The sequence below is a fragment of the Rhodanobacter sp. K2T2 genome, assembly GCF_013408815.1.
Lineage (GTDB): Bacteria > Pseudomonadota > Gammaproteobacteria > Xanthomonadales > Rhodanobacteraceae > Rhodanobacter.
This window is the reverse complement of sequence record NZ_JACCCA010000010.1, coordinates 130,412-144,402: the sequence shown is the minus strand read 5'-3', so window position 1 is coordinate 144,402 and position 13,991 is coordinate 130,412. Positions and strand designations below refer to the sequence as shown.

The following is a 13,991-nucleotide window of genomic DNA, read 5'->3' as shown; positions in this document are numbered from 1 at the left end:
GACTTCATGACAACCAACGTAACGACCGGCTCGAAGACGTTCTTCGGCGAACCGAGAGCTCTGGCCTTTCTCAGCTTTACCGAAGCATGGGAGCGGTTTTCGTATTACGGCATGACCTCGATCCTGGTGCTCTATATGAGTCAGGCGCTGCTGCTGCCGGGGCATGTGGAGGGCATCGTCGGCTTCACGGCGTTTCGGGCCGGGCTGGAGTCGGTGTTCGGACCGATGACGACGTTGGGCCTGGCCTCGCAGATCATGGGGCTGTACACCGGCTTCGTGTATTTCACGCCGGTGCTGGGCGGCTGGGTAGCCGATCGCTGGTTGGGTCGGCGGCTGGCGGTCATGATCGGCGCGATGATGATGAGCGTGGGCCAGTGGGCGATGGCCTTCGACGGCTCGTTTCTCATGGCGCTGCTGCTGCTCGTGGCCGGCTGCGGTTTGCTGAAGGGCAATATTTCCACCCAGGTCGGCGAGCTTTACGCCGAAACGGACGGCGAGGGCCGCACGCGTGCGTTCGCGATCTTCTCCATCGGCATCAACGTCGGCGCGGTGGTCGGTCCCCTGTTGTGCGGTCTGCTGGCGCAGCTGTACGGCTGGCATGCGGGTTTCGCGCTGGCCGGCACTCTGATGCTGATCGGCCTGTTCACCTATGTCGCCGGCTTCCGCTATCTGCCGAAGGATCGGCCGCGCGCCGGTCAGCGCGAGAAAACGTCACTGACGGCGCGCGAGTGGCGCGTGGTCGGCGCGCTGGCGGTAGTGGCCGCTATCACCATTTTCCAATCCGTCGGTTATTACCAGAACACCAATCTGGCGCTGGTGTGGATCGATCGCAGCGTCGATCTGAATTTCCTCGGCTTCCACGTGCCGGTGGCCTGGTTCAATTCGATCGATCCGCTGTCCAGCATTGTTTTTGTACCCGTGCTGTTCGCCCTTTGGCGGTTTCAGGCGGCGCGTGGCAGCGAGCCGGATGACCTGGGCAAGATCGCCACGGGCGCCTGGGTGACGGCGGCAGCGAATGCGCTGCTGGCGGTGTCGTGCCTGCTCAGCGCGCGCACGCCGGTGCTGGTGCCGGTGATTTACGACATCCTGCTCGGTATCGGCTTCCTCTACTACTGGCCGACCCTGCTCGCGCTGGTGTCGCGAGCGGCCCCGGCATCGATCAAGGCAACCCTGATGGGCGCCGTGTTTCTCAGCCTTTTTACCGGCAATTTCATCATCGGCTGGATCGGCGGCTTCTACGAGCACATGACGCCGGCCGGCTTCTGGTCCATGCACGCCGGCATCGCGGCGGTCGGCGGTGTGCTGGCCATCGCGCTCAGTCGTCCGTTGAAGCGGATGCTGGCGGTGGACTGAATCGACGTCCAGACGTCTTCTCGATCAACCGAGAGCTTTTAATACCGCGATGAATGCCTTCAGTCCCGGCGGCACGTGGCGGTGGCCGGGATAGTAGAGAAACAGGCCGGGTATTGAGGGGCACCAGTCGTCCAGTACGGTTACCAGATCGCCACGTTCGATCCACGGCGCAGCGGAGTGCGCCGAAACATAGGCGATGCCGAGCCCCTTCGCCGCGGCCTCGGCCATCAGTTCCACGTGATCGAGCGTGAGTGCGCCGGGAACGTCGACCGTGATTTCCTGGGCGCGTTTGGCAAACTCCCAGCGAAACATTTTGCCGCTGGCCAGGCGAAAGCGGATGCATTCGTGCTGCTTGAGGTCGTCGGGCGTCTTCGGCTTTTTGCGGCTGGCGAAATAATTGGGCGAGGCGACAGCGACAAAGCGAACCGGGCCGCCGAAACGCACGCCGATCATGTCCTGCGGTATCGCTTCGCCGAGCCGGATGCCGGCGTCATAGCCGTCGGCGACGATATCGACAAGGCGTCCTTCGGTGACCAGGTCCAGCTTCATCTGCGGATGTCGTGTGAGGAAGGTCGGTACGACCTGTTGCAGGAGCAGGCGGGCGGCGATCTCGCTGGTGTTGATGCGCAAGGTACCGCTGGGGCGGTCGCGAAAATCGTCCACTTCCGCCAGCGCCAGGTCGAGGTCGCGCAGCACCGGCTGCAGCCTTGCAACGAGGCGTTCGCCCGCTTCGGTCGCCGATACGCTGCGGGTGGTCCGGTGCAGCAGACGCACGCCCATGCTGGCTTCGAGCGTACGCATCATGTGGCTGAGTGTGGATGGCGCCACGCCGAGTTCGTCCGCCGCCTTGCGAAAACTGCGGTGGCTGACGATGGCGGCAAAGGCGGTGAGGTCGCTGAGCGCGGGCCGACTATTCATGGCTTATTTTCACTGGCTCATGCGGGATTGTGCGGATAGTAACAAGAGTGATCCGGGACTACGTTGGATGGCAGACACCCCGCGCTCCTGCGGCTCCGATCGAGGCTATCCCCGTGACCACTTCTTCCACTTGGCTTATCACCGGCACCTCGTCGGGCTTCGGCCGCGCGATGACCGAAAAATTGCTCGCCCGCGGCGATCGCGTGGCGGCCACTCTGCGCAAGGCCGATGCGCTGGATGATCTGAAGGCCGAGCATGGCGAGCGCCTGTGGGTCGCCGAACTCGATGTGACCGATACGGCAGCGGTGCATCGGGTCGTGGATCAGGCGTTTGCGGACTTCGGCCGCATCGACGTGGTCGTCAACAACGCGGGCTACGGCCTGTTCGGTGCCGCCGAAGAAGTCAGCGATGAACAGATTCGCCATCAGATCGACACCAATGTGATCGGCTCGATCCAGGTCATTCGGGCCGCGCTGCCGCATCTGCGCGCGCAGGGCGGTGGCCGCATTCTTCAGGTGTCGTCCGAAGGCGGACAGGTGACGTATCCGGTCTTCAGCCTGTATCACGCCAGCAAGTGGGCGATCGAGGGCTTTGTCGAGAGCGTGGCGCAGGAGGTCGCCCCGTTCGGAATCGAGTTTACTATCGCCGAACCGGGCGCGGCCAGAACGCGTTTCGGCGACGGTTTAGTGCAGCCCGCGCCGATGCCGGTGTATGAAGCCTCACTGGTGGGTGACGTGCGTCGTGCCGTGATGAGCGGCAATCTGGAAGATTTCGGTGCCATGGGCGACCCCGACAAGATCGCCCAGGCGATGATCGATTCGGCAAGCCTTAGTCCCGCACCGCGGCGGCTTGCGATGGGTAGTTCGACCTATGCCCATATTCGCGAAGCGCTGACGACCCGGCTCGCCGAGCTCGAAGCGTTGAAAGACATCACGCTGTCGACGGACGAGACGGCATAGCAGCAAGGCAAAGGGAATCCGCCCACGAAGGGAAGGTCGGCGGCGAGCCGGCCTTTCATTCTTTTCGAGCCTTTGCTCGTTGACCCATGCAGACCGTGGATTATATTTGCGTATATGCAACTATTGCTTACTGAGTTATAGTTGCGCCTATGCGAACACTAGCCCCAGCCGACGATTCTCTCAGCCATCGCCTTATCGCCGCCATCATGCCGCTGATGAAGGGCAGCCAGGCGGAGGTGATGTCGGCCACCGCGGAATTCGAGCTCACCATGACCCAGCTGCGCATGCTGTTCGTGTTGGAGCATGCCGGGCGCGACATGGCCGTCAACGAGCTGGCCGAACAGGTCGGTGTGTCGATGGCGGCCACCGGGCGCGCGGTGGATATCGTCGTTCGCACCGGCCTGCTGTCGCGGCGCGAGGATGACAGCGACCGCCGCATCAAGCGCATTGGCCTAACCGAGTCCGGGCGTGCCGCGATCGTGCAGATTGGCTTGGCGCGTCGCCGAGCGGTCGAGGCGTTCGTGGCCAAGCTCGATCCGGATGAGCGTGCCGCACTCGATGCGGCCGTCGCCACGCTCGGCGAACTGACCGCACGGCACCTGCCTCTGCCCGGCGGCATCCACGCTCCCTCGGCGTGCGCCGCGACGCCTTCCAAAGCTTCCCAGTGAATAAGCCCATGCCGAACCCCCAAACTCCTGCTGCAGCCACGCTCGATCCACGCCTGCTTCGCATCGCGGCGGTGGTGATTCTCGGCACCTTTATGTCGATCCTCGATACGACCATCGTCAATGTCGCGATCAAGGATTTGTCGAAAAGCTTCAGCGCACCGCTGGCGACAATGCAGTGGATTTCGACCGGTTACATGCTGGCGCTGGCCACGGTGATTCCACTGACCGGCTGGGCCGCCGATCGCTTCGGCACCAAGCGCCTGTACATGGCGTCGATCGGCATGTTTCTGCTGGGCTCGGCGCTGTCCGGCGCGGCGTGGTCGGCCGGCTCGCTGATCGTCTTTCGCGTGCTGCAGGGCTTGGGCGGCGGCATGATCATGCCGGCCGGCATGACGATTCTGACCCATGCGGCCGGGCCGAAGCGGATGGGCCGGGTGATGGGTATCGTCGGGGTGCCGATGCTGCTGGCGCCGATCGTCGGGCCGATTCTCGGCGGCTGGCTGGTGGACGACGTGTCGTGGCGCTGGATCTTTTTCGTCAACCTGCCGATCGGCGCGATTGCGCTGTTCGCTGCCTTGCGCGTGTTCGAGCGCGACGACCCCAAGCCGCACCATGCGCTGGATTGGCCCGGCCTGCTGATGCTGTCGCCGGGGCTGGCGATCTTTGTCTACGGGTTGGCGGAAACCGCGGCCGGCTCGGGTCTGGATTCGGTCGGCGGCGGCGGAGCGGTGCTGCTTGGGCTGTTGCTGGTCATCGCCTTCGTGCTGCATGCGCGCGTGCGCCACGGCGCGCTGATCGACGTGAAGATGTTCGCGCAGCGCGCCGTGGGTGCGCCGGCGCTCACCGTGTTTCTTTTCTGCACGGCGTTCTTCGGCGTGGCGCTGCTGATGCCGCTGTACTTTCAGGTGGTGCGCGGCGACTCGGCCCTGCGCGCTGGCCTGCTGCTGGCGGCACAAGGCATTGGCGCGATGATCTCGATGCCGATCGCCGCGCGCCTGACCGACAAGCTCGGCGCGCGTCGGGTCGTGACGGTGGGTTTGTCGCTGGTGGCGCTGGGCATGTTGAGCCTCAGCAGGATCTCGGCCACCACCACGCTGCTGCAGGTCGAGCTGACGCTGTTCCTGATGGGCCTGGGCATGGGCTCGACCATGATGCCGGCGATGAGCGCCGCGCTGTCCTCGATCGAGCGCCATGCGGTGGCGCGCGTCACCGCTGGGCTCAACGTGCTGCAGCGGGTCGGGGGTTCGATCGGCACGGCGCTGCTGGCGGTGGTGTTGTCGCACGAGCTGGCCGCGGCCATGCCGCCAGGTGCGGGCGCGACGACGCTTCATACCGGCGAAGCGGCTTCGGCCGTCGCTGCCGCCCGGGCGGTTCCCGCGCTGGGTGCCGCATTCGGTCACACCTTTACGTGGTCGCTGGTGCTGGTGGTGTGCGCGCTGGCTGCCGCGTTCTTTATTCGCCGCCGCCATGTGGATGTGACGGCGCCCGGCGCCGCGCATGTGATCGTCGAATAGTTGCCCGCGCTATCGGCCCTCTGAGCCTTATGCCGGGACAGACGGCATAAGGTTCAAAGCTATTCATGCCGCCGTCCCGGGCCAGCCAGTTGCCACGACTGGCCTTCTTGCAACTGGATTTCGCGATTTTCCGCAGCACGGCGGGAAGGCGGCTTCTTGCGTGGCGCCGGGGCACATTCCAGGCCCCCGCTCATGCACGACCATAAAACCCGAGCATAAAAAAACCCGCAGAGGGGAGTCTGCGGGTTCGGGGGTTCCATCTGAGTGCGGGCTATCGGAGGGGAGCCAATGCCACGCGGTGGGAGGAATGTCTCACGACATGGGGTTAATGTACTCGGTGGTTCGTTAATGAAGTGTGACCAGAAACGAGGCAATTCACCGATTTTTGCAAATCGGTTGGAACTAACCCGGATCGGCCTCGTTCGCCGCCACGGCCAGCCCCGAGACCACGCCAAGCGAGGGGTCGCCCTGGACCAGCGGGATCTCCGGGAAGCAGGACTGCACATGGTCGCGGATCTGCGGTGAACGCGAGGTGCCGCCAGTCAGAAAGAGGCTGGCCGGCAGCTGGGCAAGGTCGCCACGCACGATCGTGAGGGTACGTTCCATCTGCAGCAGGAAGCTGTCGATGGCGGCATGAAAGTCGTCGCGGCCGAGTTCGACCGCGAGGCCGGGCTCGAGGAAATCCAGTTCGGCGCGAAAGCCGGCCGATGCGCTCAGCGTGATCTTGCTGCGCTCGGCGAGCTGGTTGAGTCGGGTGGTGGCACCGGCCTCCTGCAAGGCGCGCAGGCGCGAGCCGTAAGGCTCGTCGACGAGGCGATAATCCTGCTGGCGAAATTCACGCTGCTTGGGCAGGTTGTGCACGCTGGCCGCGTCGACATAGCGATGCGCCGGCATGCTGATGATGTCCTTGCCCAGCTGCGGCATGAAACTGTGCAGGCTCACATTGACATCCAGATCGGTGCCGCCCTTGGGCAAGCCCCAGCTGCGCACGATGTGGGGCGCTTCGTCGCCGCCGAGCTGTGCGTGGGCCACGTCGGTCGTGCCGCCGCCGATATCGACCACCAGCACGTGCTGACGCTGCGCCAGGCTCTTGTGATAGTGCATGGCCGCGGCGGCGGGCTCTTCCAGAAAGCTCACGCTGTCGAAGCCGGCCGCGGCCGCCGCCTCGCGCAGAATCTCGATCGCCTGCAGCGAACCCTGCGCACCCATGGAACTGCGAAACTCCACTGGCCGGCCGATCACCGCGCCGCGCACCGGTGTGCCGAACTGCTGGCTGGCGCTGAGCCGAATGTGTTCGATGATGTGCGTGGCGATATGCACGATGACCTTGCGCACCTGCGGATCGAGTCGATAACCGAACATCGACTTGGGCGATTCGATCAGGTTGCCGCCGCCGCTTTCCAGATAACCCTCGACGGCGGCCTCGCCGAACAGCGCATGCTGAAAACTGGCGACGGATGCGGTGGCGTTGCGCGTTTGTTCTTCCATCCACTGCCGCCGCACCACGCGCAGCGCTTCGCTGCGCAGCTCATGCTCGCTGCGCGCCACCGGCGCCTGTCCGCGCGCGCTCGCGGCGGTTGCCAGCTGACGCTGCTGCTGACGGGCCAGGCGCAGCTGGTTTTCGAGCTGCGCTTCGAGCGCAGGCGTCAGGGCGAAGTCGCTGGGGTCGGGCACCAGCTCGGGGAAAAACACCGCCGTACGAAACTGCTCGGCGTCGCCGAAGCGCACGAGCTTGAGTTCGCCGTCGATGATGGCGGCCGCGGCCGAATAGCTGGTGCCGAAATCGATACCGATATGCATGGGTCACGCTGTCGCTGGATGGCAACCCGGCATTATGAGGGTTGCGCCGGCGACGGCCCATGACCACGAACGTTCGGTACGGCCGCGCTCGACCGCACCTGCCGGTGAAAAGCGCTTCAGGCCAGCGGCTCCAGATGCGGCTGCAGTACCTGTGTGATCCAGGCCATGAAAGCCTGCACGCGTCGGGGCAGGTTGCGGCGGTTGGCGTAGAGCAGCGACACCGGCATCGGTTCGGCGCGGCAATCCGGCATCACTTCCACCAGCCGTCCGGCGTCGATCAGTGGCTGCAGGCCGGCCGCGGGCGCCTGGATCAATCCCAGTCCCGCGATGCACGCGGCGGTGTACGAGTCGCTGTTGTTGACCGTGATGCTGCCCGCCATCGGCAGGCTGGCGTAGCCGCCGCCGTCGGGATATTCCCAGCCGGGCGAGCGCGCGCCCAGGGTGGACACATAGTGGACGAGCTGGTGCGTCGCCAGGTCGTCCAGCGTCCGCGGGGTGCCATGGCGTTCGAGATACGCGGGGCTGGCGCAGTTGATGATGCGGAATGCGCCCAGCGGCCGTGCCACCAGGCTGCTGTCGACCAGCGGTCCCACGCGCAGCACGCAGTCGAACCCTTCGCGCACCAGGTCCACGAGTCGATCGGTGCTGCTCAACTCCAGCTCGATCAGCGGGTGCGCCTGCATGAAATCCGCCAGCTGTGGCAGCACGAAAAGCCGCGCCACGCCACCGGACATGTCCACGCGCAGCCGGCCGCGCAGCGATTGTTCGCCCTGCTGGAACATCGACTGCAGCTCGTCCACATCGGTGAGCAGGTCTTTGCTGCGTTCATAGAATGCCTGGCCGTCGTGCGTCATCTGCACCCTGCGCGTGGTCCGGTGCAGCAGCCGCGTGCCCAGCGTGGCCTCGAGTTGCTGCACGGCGTTCGAGGCGCTGGCTTTGGGAATGCCCAGGCTGTCGGCGGCGCGGGTAAAGCTGGCCAGTTCGGCCACCCGGATAAAGATCTGCATGGCTTCGAGCGGGTTCATGCGGCGTGGCTTTCCCAGCGGCCTGGCTTATTGGTCGATTTATTTGAACATATAAATCGAATGGCGGCGATTTATCCACACTATTTCAACCAATAGAGTGTGCTTGCCGAATTCTTCCCGCCATCCCAAGGAGTTATCCATGAGCACACCATCCATCGCCATCATTACCGGCGGCAGCCGCGGCCTGGGCAAGAGCACCGCCTTGAAACTGGCCGAGCAGGGGACGGACGTCATCCTGACCTACCGCAGCGGCCACGACGAGGCCGTCGCGGTCGTCGCCGCCATCGAAAAACTGGGCCGCAAGGCCGTGGCTCTGCCGTTGGATGTCGGCAAGAGCGCCACCTTCGACGATTTTGCCGCCACGGTTCGCGACGCGCTGAGCAAGACCTGGCAGCGCGAGAGCTTCAACTTTCTGGTGAACAACGCGGGCACCGGCCTGCAGGCCAGCATTGTCGAGACCACCGAGGCGGACTTCGATGAACTCGTCAATGTCCACTTCAAGGGCGTGTTCTTTCTCACCCAGAAGCTGCTGCCGCTGATAGCCGACGGCGGGCGCATCGTGAACATTTCCAGCGGGCTGGCGCGCTTCGCGTTGCCCGGCTCTTCCGCCTATGCGGCGGTGAAAGGCGCGGTCGAAGTGCTCACGCGCTATCAGGCAAGAGAGCTCGGTTCGCGTGGCATCGCGGTAAACACCGTGGCACCGGGTGCGATCGAAACCGACTTCCGGGGCGGCGCCGTACGCGACAACCCCGAGATGAAAAAAATGATTGCGTCGATGACGGCGCTCGGCCGCACCGGCTTGCCCGACGACATCGGCGGCGTGATCGCCTCGCTGCTGCTGCCGGCCAATGGTTGGATCAACGCCCAGCGCATTGAAGCCTCCGGTGGCACGCTTATCTAGTTATAGCGGTTCGATGAAGAAGCCAGTGCACGAGATGCACTGGCTTCTGTCGATATAGGCCGCGGCGAACGGTCCGCCTACTCAAGCCAGCCGCACACCGTGCTTGGGAAGAATCACCTGCGTGACCACGAAGCGGTGTTCCTTGATCGCGTCGTGGAATTTCCGGTAGTCGGATTGTTCGAAGGCTTCCGACCACACCGGCTTTTTGTCGCCATCGCCATCCTCGTCGACGATGCCGGTGGCCTGGTCTTTCCACGAACCGGGGCCTTTGCCGATGTAAGGCGTCACCGTTTCGGCGAAGCCGGGCACTTGGCCTTCGGCGAGGGCTGCGCACAGTACGTCCAGTCGTTTGATCGGATCGTCATCGCGATTGGAGGCCAGCAGTAAAGCGAGTGCCGCCTTGGTTTCTTCGGACAGTCCTTCCTCCTGCGCGTATGCCGTGTTGCCGCAGCGAAATCCCTTGATGGCCCGATACGCCATATCTGCCGCTTCCATAAAAATCGGCAGGTTGTCGCGCTGGAAGGTCAGGCCGTGGCCGTTCTGGTACTGCCATTTGGCCCAGGGCTGGTCGGGAAAATGCAGCGCTGCGCCGTGGCCGAGCTTGACCACGTGATCGAGAAAATCGGACTGCGCCGCGTGCACTGCATCGCTGGCCATATGCTTCAGTTTTTCTAGCCATGCTTCGTGCGAGTAATCCTCGCTCGTCAGCGACGTCACCACATTGTGGTCGCTGATGGTGCCGGTAAAGTTCTGGTGCGCCCAGGTGTCGACGTAAACATGCAGGGTTACGCCCAGGCGGTGCAGCGCATTCTCGGCGCCGCGGTTGTCGATGGCGTGCGCGACCATGTCGCGTGCTATCGCGCTGTCGGGTTTGCAGATGGATTTATCTTCCAGCGTGCTGCCTTCGCCGGCCGGCAGGAAGTGGAAAGGCGCCCAGATGCGCTTGTCGCTGGTGTTGCTGATATTCATGTAATCGAACATCTTGTGCGCACTGGCAAAGCGCTCGTAGCTCTCGCCGCCGGCGAATTCCAGCGTGCCGCTGACCGTGGCGTCATCTACGTACTGGCAGCAGTGCGCCACGATCCGGGCGTCCGACTTTTCGAGTCCGGCGAGGCGGCTGACGAGATAGATCACGCCGTAGTGGAAATCGATATTCACCGGATGGCCTTTTTTCGGGTTTTTCGAAGCGGCAGCGCACTGGCCCCGCGCGGGGATGCTGTCTGGACCAGTCTTGTACGCAATGCCTCCAGCATGGCTGAAAGCGCTGGCGGCGTCTGGCGACGGCTGGGGCGATAAAGCTAGCAATTCGGCAGTGTAATGCGAAGCCCGCCGCTCTGGCTTAAGTGCTTGGCGTTATAGGCCAGATGCCGACAGGCAAATCGCGCCCAGTGGCGAAATGGGAAAGTCTTGTGACATTTGGCCTTCCATTTATGGCCGAACATCTGCAAGACATGACCCGTACGTTATGGCTCGGCGTTCGCTTGAACGACGAGCGCTGTCATGCGTTCTTCACTGGCGCGAGATCAACTTACGCATCATCCGCAGGAGAATGACCCATGACCGGTTCCACGCCCCAGACGCACACCCGCACCGCCGATGGCACTACGTACACTGTGAAAACATCGCAGCATGAGCGTGGCATCTCGATCGTCGTTACCGTGCCCGGCGTCGGGCCGGAAGAAGAGAACGACCGCACCTATGCCTCGATCGATGAAGCGCTGGCCGCGGGCGACGAGATCGCGCGTTCGCTGATTCGGCGCAAGAGTCACACCCGGTAGATTATGCAAAACCGCGCAAGAGGTCTCCGATGAGTAATGCATCCGGTTATAAGATCTACCCTTCGTGTCAGCTCCAGTCGTCCAGCGATGGAAGTTTCGTTTACGAAGCGACGTACACCATCGAGGACAAGAACGGGCTGCGCGGCGAACCGATCACGGTCGTCGGCACTTTCCAGTCGGCCGACGAGGCGATCGCCGCCGCGCAGGCCGCCGGCGAAAGGCTGCTCTCGCAGATGCACTAGGCGGCGCGTTCGCCGCGCCTTATTGCCAGCCCGGGAAAAGCCGCGCCACGCCGTTGTGGGATTGGGCGCCTTATTTCAGCCGCTTCGGTGGTGCAGGCCAAGCCAGCTCCGCGACTACCGGAAAATGATCGGACGGGTAATGACCGCCCTGCTGCGAGGTGATGGTTTGCACCGTCAGCGCGCGAAAGCCGCGGTAGAGAATCCAGTCGATACGCTGATCGGGTATGCCGGTGAAGTCGTGGAAGGTCTTTTCCGGCCCGCTGCGGCTGTCCGCCTTCAGCCATGCATCGTCCAGCCGGGATGTGAGGATCGCATGATCGGGCTGGTCGGGGGAGCTGTTGAAATCGCCAGTCAGTACGATAGGCAGTTGGGGCGGGAGCGCATCGAGACGCGCCAGGAGTTCCTTTGCCGAGCGCGTGCGCGCCGGCTCATCCTGATCGCGATGTGGGAAATGCGTGTTGCAGTAGTAGAAGCGCCGACCGTCAGCTTTGGTTTCGAAGATCGCCCACGTCACCATGCGCGGAAGGTCGTTGCCCCACGTCATGCTGCCGGGTTTGTCTGGCGTATCGGATAGCCAGTAATTGCCCGACTCGATCACGCGCAGACGATCGGTGCGATAAAACACGCCCATGTGCTCGTCGCCATCATCACCTTGGCGGCCGATACCGAACCAGACGTATTGCGGCAGCTTGCTGACGATGTAATCGCCCTGGAATTTGTTGAGCTCCTGCGTACCCAACACGTCGGGACGCTGCTCGCCGATAGTGTGCACCATGAGGTCGCGGCGGTGGTTCCAGTCGTTCGGGCCATCGTTGGCGACGCCGGTGCGCACGTTAAAGGTCATCACGCGCAGGGTCTGTGCGGCGAGCGCTGCGGTGTTCAGCGCGGTACATGCAACCATCGCGGTGACGAGAAGTAGGCGGGCTACACGCATTTTCGAAAGATTCATCCAACAAGAGGCGATGAAGTATTGCAGCGAAGATGACAGACAATCCAGAAGCCTGCCATCCCTCTGCGGGTCGAACAACGCGTCGCCTGCCTGGGATCAGCGTGAGGCGGTGTCCCTCGCTGCGTCGGATGCTTTCGATGCGCTGAGAATATCGCCGCCGTGCTTGATCTGTACCAGTGCTGCGGTCGAAAGTCCGCTGATCGTGGGCGCTGGCATGGCAAAAGTTTTGGCGTGCCCATCCCACGTACCAAGATTGACCAACTCGCGCACCACGTTGCGATGGGGCAGCGTGCGGCCGCCGTTTTCGCCGGCACGAATGGCCACGTCGATCGTGCGCGGATCGTAGCGGACCAGCCACACGTCGGTCGGCGCGGCAGGCTTGCCTGCGCCAACCTGCAGCTGGCCATTTGCCCAGGACAGCGACGGACCTTGTGTATGCGCATGGGCAATGACCTGATCGAGCTGCGCGCGATCGCTGCCCACGATGGCCGTTTGCCCGTTCACGATCACCTGCGGCGTGTAGACGCCATCCTGCTTCTGGTAATGCGAATAGTCGTACTGCCGGTTGGTGAACGCCTCGCTGGCAAAGGTGTCCTTCCAGCCGAGGTTGTCCCAATACGTCACCGCAAACGAGAGTGCGAGAATATTCGGCTGCCCGGCGATCGCATTGAGGTTGGCCTCGGCGGGCGGGCACGACGAGCAGCCCTGGCTCTGGAACAGCTCCACCACGACCGGCGACGCGATCGCTGGGGGCTCCTGGCCATAGCTGATCTCGCTGAAAGACATCAGCGCAAGCGCGCCAAGCAGGACCTTGGCGGGCAGTCGAATGAACGTGTTCATGGCAGGCTCCGACCGACACGGCGGGTGGGATGAGTGCAGCAATGCGTGTCGTTACCGAGGTTCTTCGCCGAGACGGCGGAGAAAGTTACCTCGGCATATCCGGCGATACGCCATAAGCTCTGCGCTCAACCGATGTCTGGCCAGTGAACCGTCGGCAGCTCCTCGAATCCGGGGTGAGCGAACAGGAAGCCTTGAAACAGATAAACGCCCATCGACTGCAGCACCTGCAGCTCGCCGATCTGCTCGATGCCTTCGGCAATCACCTCGACGCCCAGCGTACGGCAAATATCGAGCAGGCCCCGAACAATGGTCTGGCGGACGTGGTCCTTGTCGATGTTGCGAAGGAGTGCCATGTCCAGCTTGATGATGTCAGGCTGGAATTCGGACAGCAGATTGAGTCCGGCATAGCCCGCCCCGAAATCGTCGAAGGCGGTCTTGAAGCCTTGCCGTTGGTATTCCAGCACGATGTTCTTCAAATGCGCCTGATCGGGTCGCTCGTTTTCGGTGATCTCGAAAATCAGCCGGTCCGTGGGGAAATGGCAGCGCTCTGCTGCCGCCAGCGTAGCGCGAATGCAGGTGCTCGCCTGATACACCGCATTCGGTAGAAAGTTGATGCTCAGGAAACAGCTCATACCGAGCTTCGAAGCCATCTCCACGGCGGTCACCCGACAGGCCTGGTCGAAGGTATAGCGGTTGCGATCGGTTACCTGAGCGAGAATGCTGGCAGCGCTGCTGCCGTCGATACCGCGGATCAGGCTTTCATAGGCATAGACGCTGCGATCCCGAAAGTCGACGATCGGCTGAAACGCCATCGTGAATTCGAAGCCGAGCGGTTCCTGTTCGCGGCACAGAGAGCAGGGCCTTACTTCGTTTGGAGCTGACATGCGTCTGCCTCCCAATGCCACTGCGCTGATATCTTTCCGCGCCAGCCAAGGCAACAGTAAACGAAGCCCATGGCGACGACGTGTGAAAGTCGTTTCGAATCCCCAACTGTGGCGACCGTCAGCATAGTCTGATGTATGAACCGATGCACCCTCGCCGGCA

General features: G+C 63.2%; 14 protein-coding genes. 7 read left to right on the top strand and 7 right to left on the bottom strand.

Going from position 1 to position 13,991, the window contains the following annotated elements; genetic code table 11:
* Positions 1–6 precede the first annotated feature (6 nt).
* Positions 7–1,353 (top strand): peptide MFS transporter, encoded by a 1,347-nt coding sequence (locus HDE78_RS16230; protein ID WP_179481371.1) that lies wholly within the window; start codon positions 7–9, stop codon positions 1,351–1,353.
* Between the two features lie 24 nt (positions 1,354–1,377).
* On the opposite strand, the gene HDE78_RS16225 is transcribed toward HDE78_RS16230, so the two are convergent.
* On the bottom strand, positions 1,378–2,271 hold the full coding sequence (locus tag HDE78_RS16225) for a LysR family transcriptional regulator (RefSeq protein WP_179481369.1): 894 nt from the start codon (positions 2,269–2,271) through the stop codon (positions 1,378–1,380).
* Between the two features lie 113 nt (positions 2,272–2,384).
* Between HDE78_RS16225 and HDE78_RS16220 the strand changes: the two genes are divergently transcribed.
* From HDE78_RS16220 to HDE78_RS16210, 3 genes are all read left to right on the top strand, one after another.
* Positions 2,385–3,230, top strand: coding sequence for an SDR family oxidoreductase (locus tag HDE78_RS16220; RefSeq protein WP_179481367.1), 846 nt, complete (start codon positions 2,385–2,387; stop codon positions 3,228–3,230).
* A 206-nt stretch (positions 3,231–3,436) separates the two neighbouring features.
* A complete protein-coding gene (locus tag HDE78_RS16215) occupies positions 3,437–3,898 on the top strand; it encodes a MarR family transcriptional regulator (RefSeq protein WP_179481365.1) in 462 nt (153 codons plus the stop codon).
* Between the two features lie 8 nt (positions 3,899–3,906).
* Complete coding sequence (locus HDE78_RS16210) at positions 3,907–5,412, top strand: DHA2 family efflux MFS transporter permease subunit (RefSeq protein WP_218862431.1); 1,506 nt, start codon at positions 3,907–3,909, stop codon at positions 5,410–5,412.
* A 402-nt stretch (positions 5,413–5,814) separates the two neighbouring features.
* Here the strand turns inward: HDE78_RS16210 and HDE78_RS16205 are convergent, their stop codons facing one another.
* Positions 5,815–7,212, bottom strand: coding sequence for an Hsp70 family protein (locus HDE78_RS16205; protein WP_179481363.1), 1,398 nt, complete (start codon positions 7,210–7,212; stop codon positions 5,815–5,817).
* Between the two features lie 116 nt (positions 7,213–7,328).
* Positions 7,329–8,237, bottom strand: a complete 909-nt coding sequence (locus HDE78_RS16200; RefSeq protein ID WP_179481361.1) for a LysR family transcriptional regulator — start codon at positions 8,235–8,237, stop codon at positions 7,329–7,331.
* A 139-nt stretch (positions 8,238–8,376) separates the two neighbouring features.
* Between HDE78_RS16200 and HDE78_RS16195 the strand changes: the two genes are divergently transcribed.
* Positions 8,377–9,138, top strand: a complete 762-nt coding sequence (locus tag HDE78_RS16195) for an SDR family oxidoreductase (protein ID WP_179481359.1) — start codon at positions 8,377–8,379, stop codon at positions 9,136–9,138.
* 81 nt (positions 9,139–9,219) lie between these two features.
* Here the strand turns inward: HDE78_RS16195 and HDE78_RS16190 are convergent, their stop codons facing one another.
* Positions 9,220–10,296, bottom strand: a complete 1,077-nt coding sequence (locus HDE78_RS16190) for a DUF6765 family protein (protein ID WP_179481357.1) — start codon at positions 10,294–10,296, stop codon at positions 9,220–9,222.
* 398 nt (positions 10,297–10,694) lie between these two features.
* Between HDE78_RS16190 and HDE78_RS16185 the strand changes: the two genes are divergently transcribed.
* Positions 10,695–10,916, top strand: coding sequence for a hypothetical protein (locus HDE78_RS16185; RefSeq protein ID WP_179481355.1), 222 nt, complete (start codon positions 10,695–10,697; stop codon positions 10,914–10,916).
* A gap of 29 nt (positions 10,917–10,945) precedes the next feature.
* On the top strand, positions 10,946–11,158 hold the full coding sequence (locus tag HDE78_RS16180; RefSeq protein WP_179481353.1) for a hypothetical protein: 213 nt from the start codon (positions 10,946–10,948) through the stop codon (positions 11,156–11,158).
* A gap of 70 nt (positions 11,159–11,228) precedes the next feature.
* Here HDE78_RS16180 and HDE78_RS16175 read toward each other — a convergent pair whose 3' ends face one another.
* From HDE78_RS16175 to HDE78_RS16165, 3 genes are all read right to left on the bottom strand, one after another.
* Positions 11,229–12,107, bottom strand: coding sequence for an endonuclease/exonuclease/phosphatase family protein (locus tag HDE78_RS16175; protein WP_179481351.1), 879 nt, complete (start codon positions 12,105–12,107; stop codon positions 11,229–11,231).
* A 96-nt stretch (positions 12,108–12,203) separates the two neighbouring features.
* On the bottom strand, positions 12,204–12,947 hold the full coding sequence (locus HDE78_RS16170; RefSeq protein ID WP_179481349.1) for a DUF1223 domain-containing protein: 744 nt from the start codon (positions 12,945–12,947) through the stop codon (positions 12,204–12,206).
* 125 nt (positions 12,948–13,072) lie between these two features.
* Positions 13,073–13,759, bottom strand: a complete 687-nt coding sequence (locus tag HDE78_RS16165; RefSeq protein WP_179481464.1) for an EAL domain-containing protein — start codon at positions 13,757–13,759, stop codon at positions 13,073–13,075.
* Positions 13,760–13,991 lie beyond the last annotated feature (232 nt).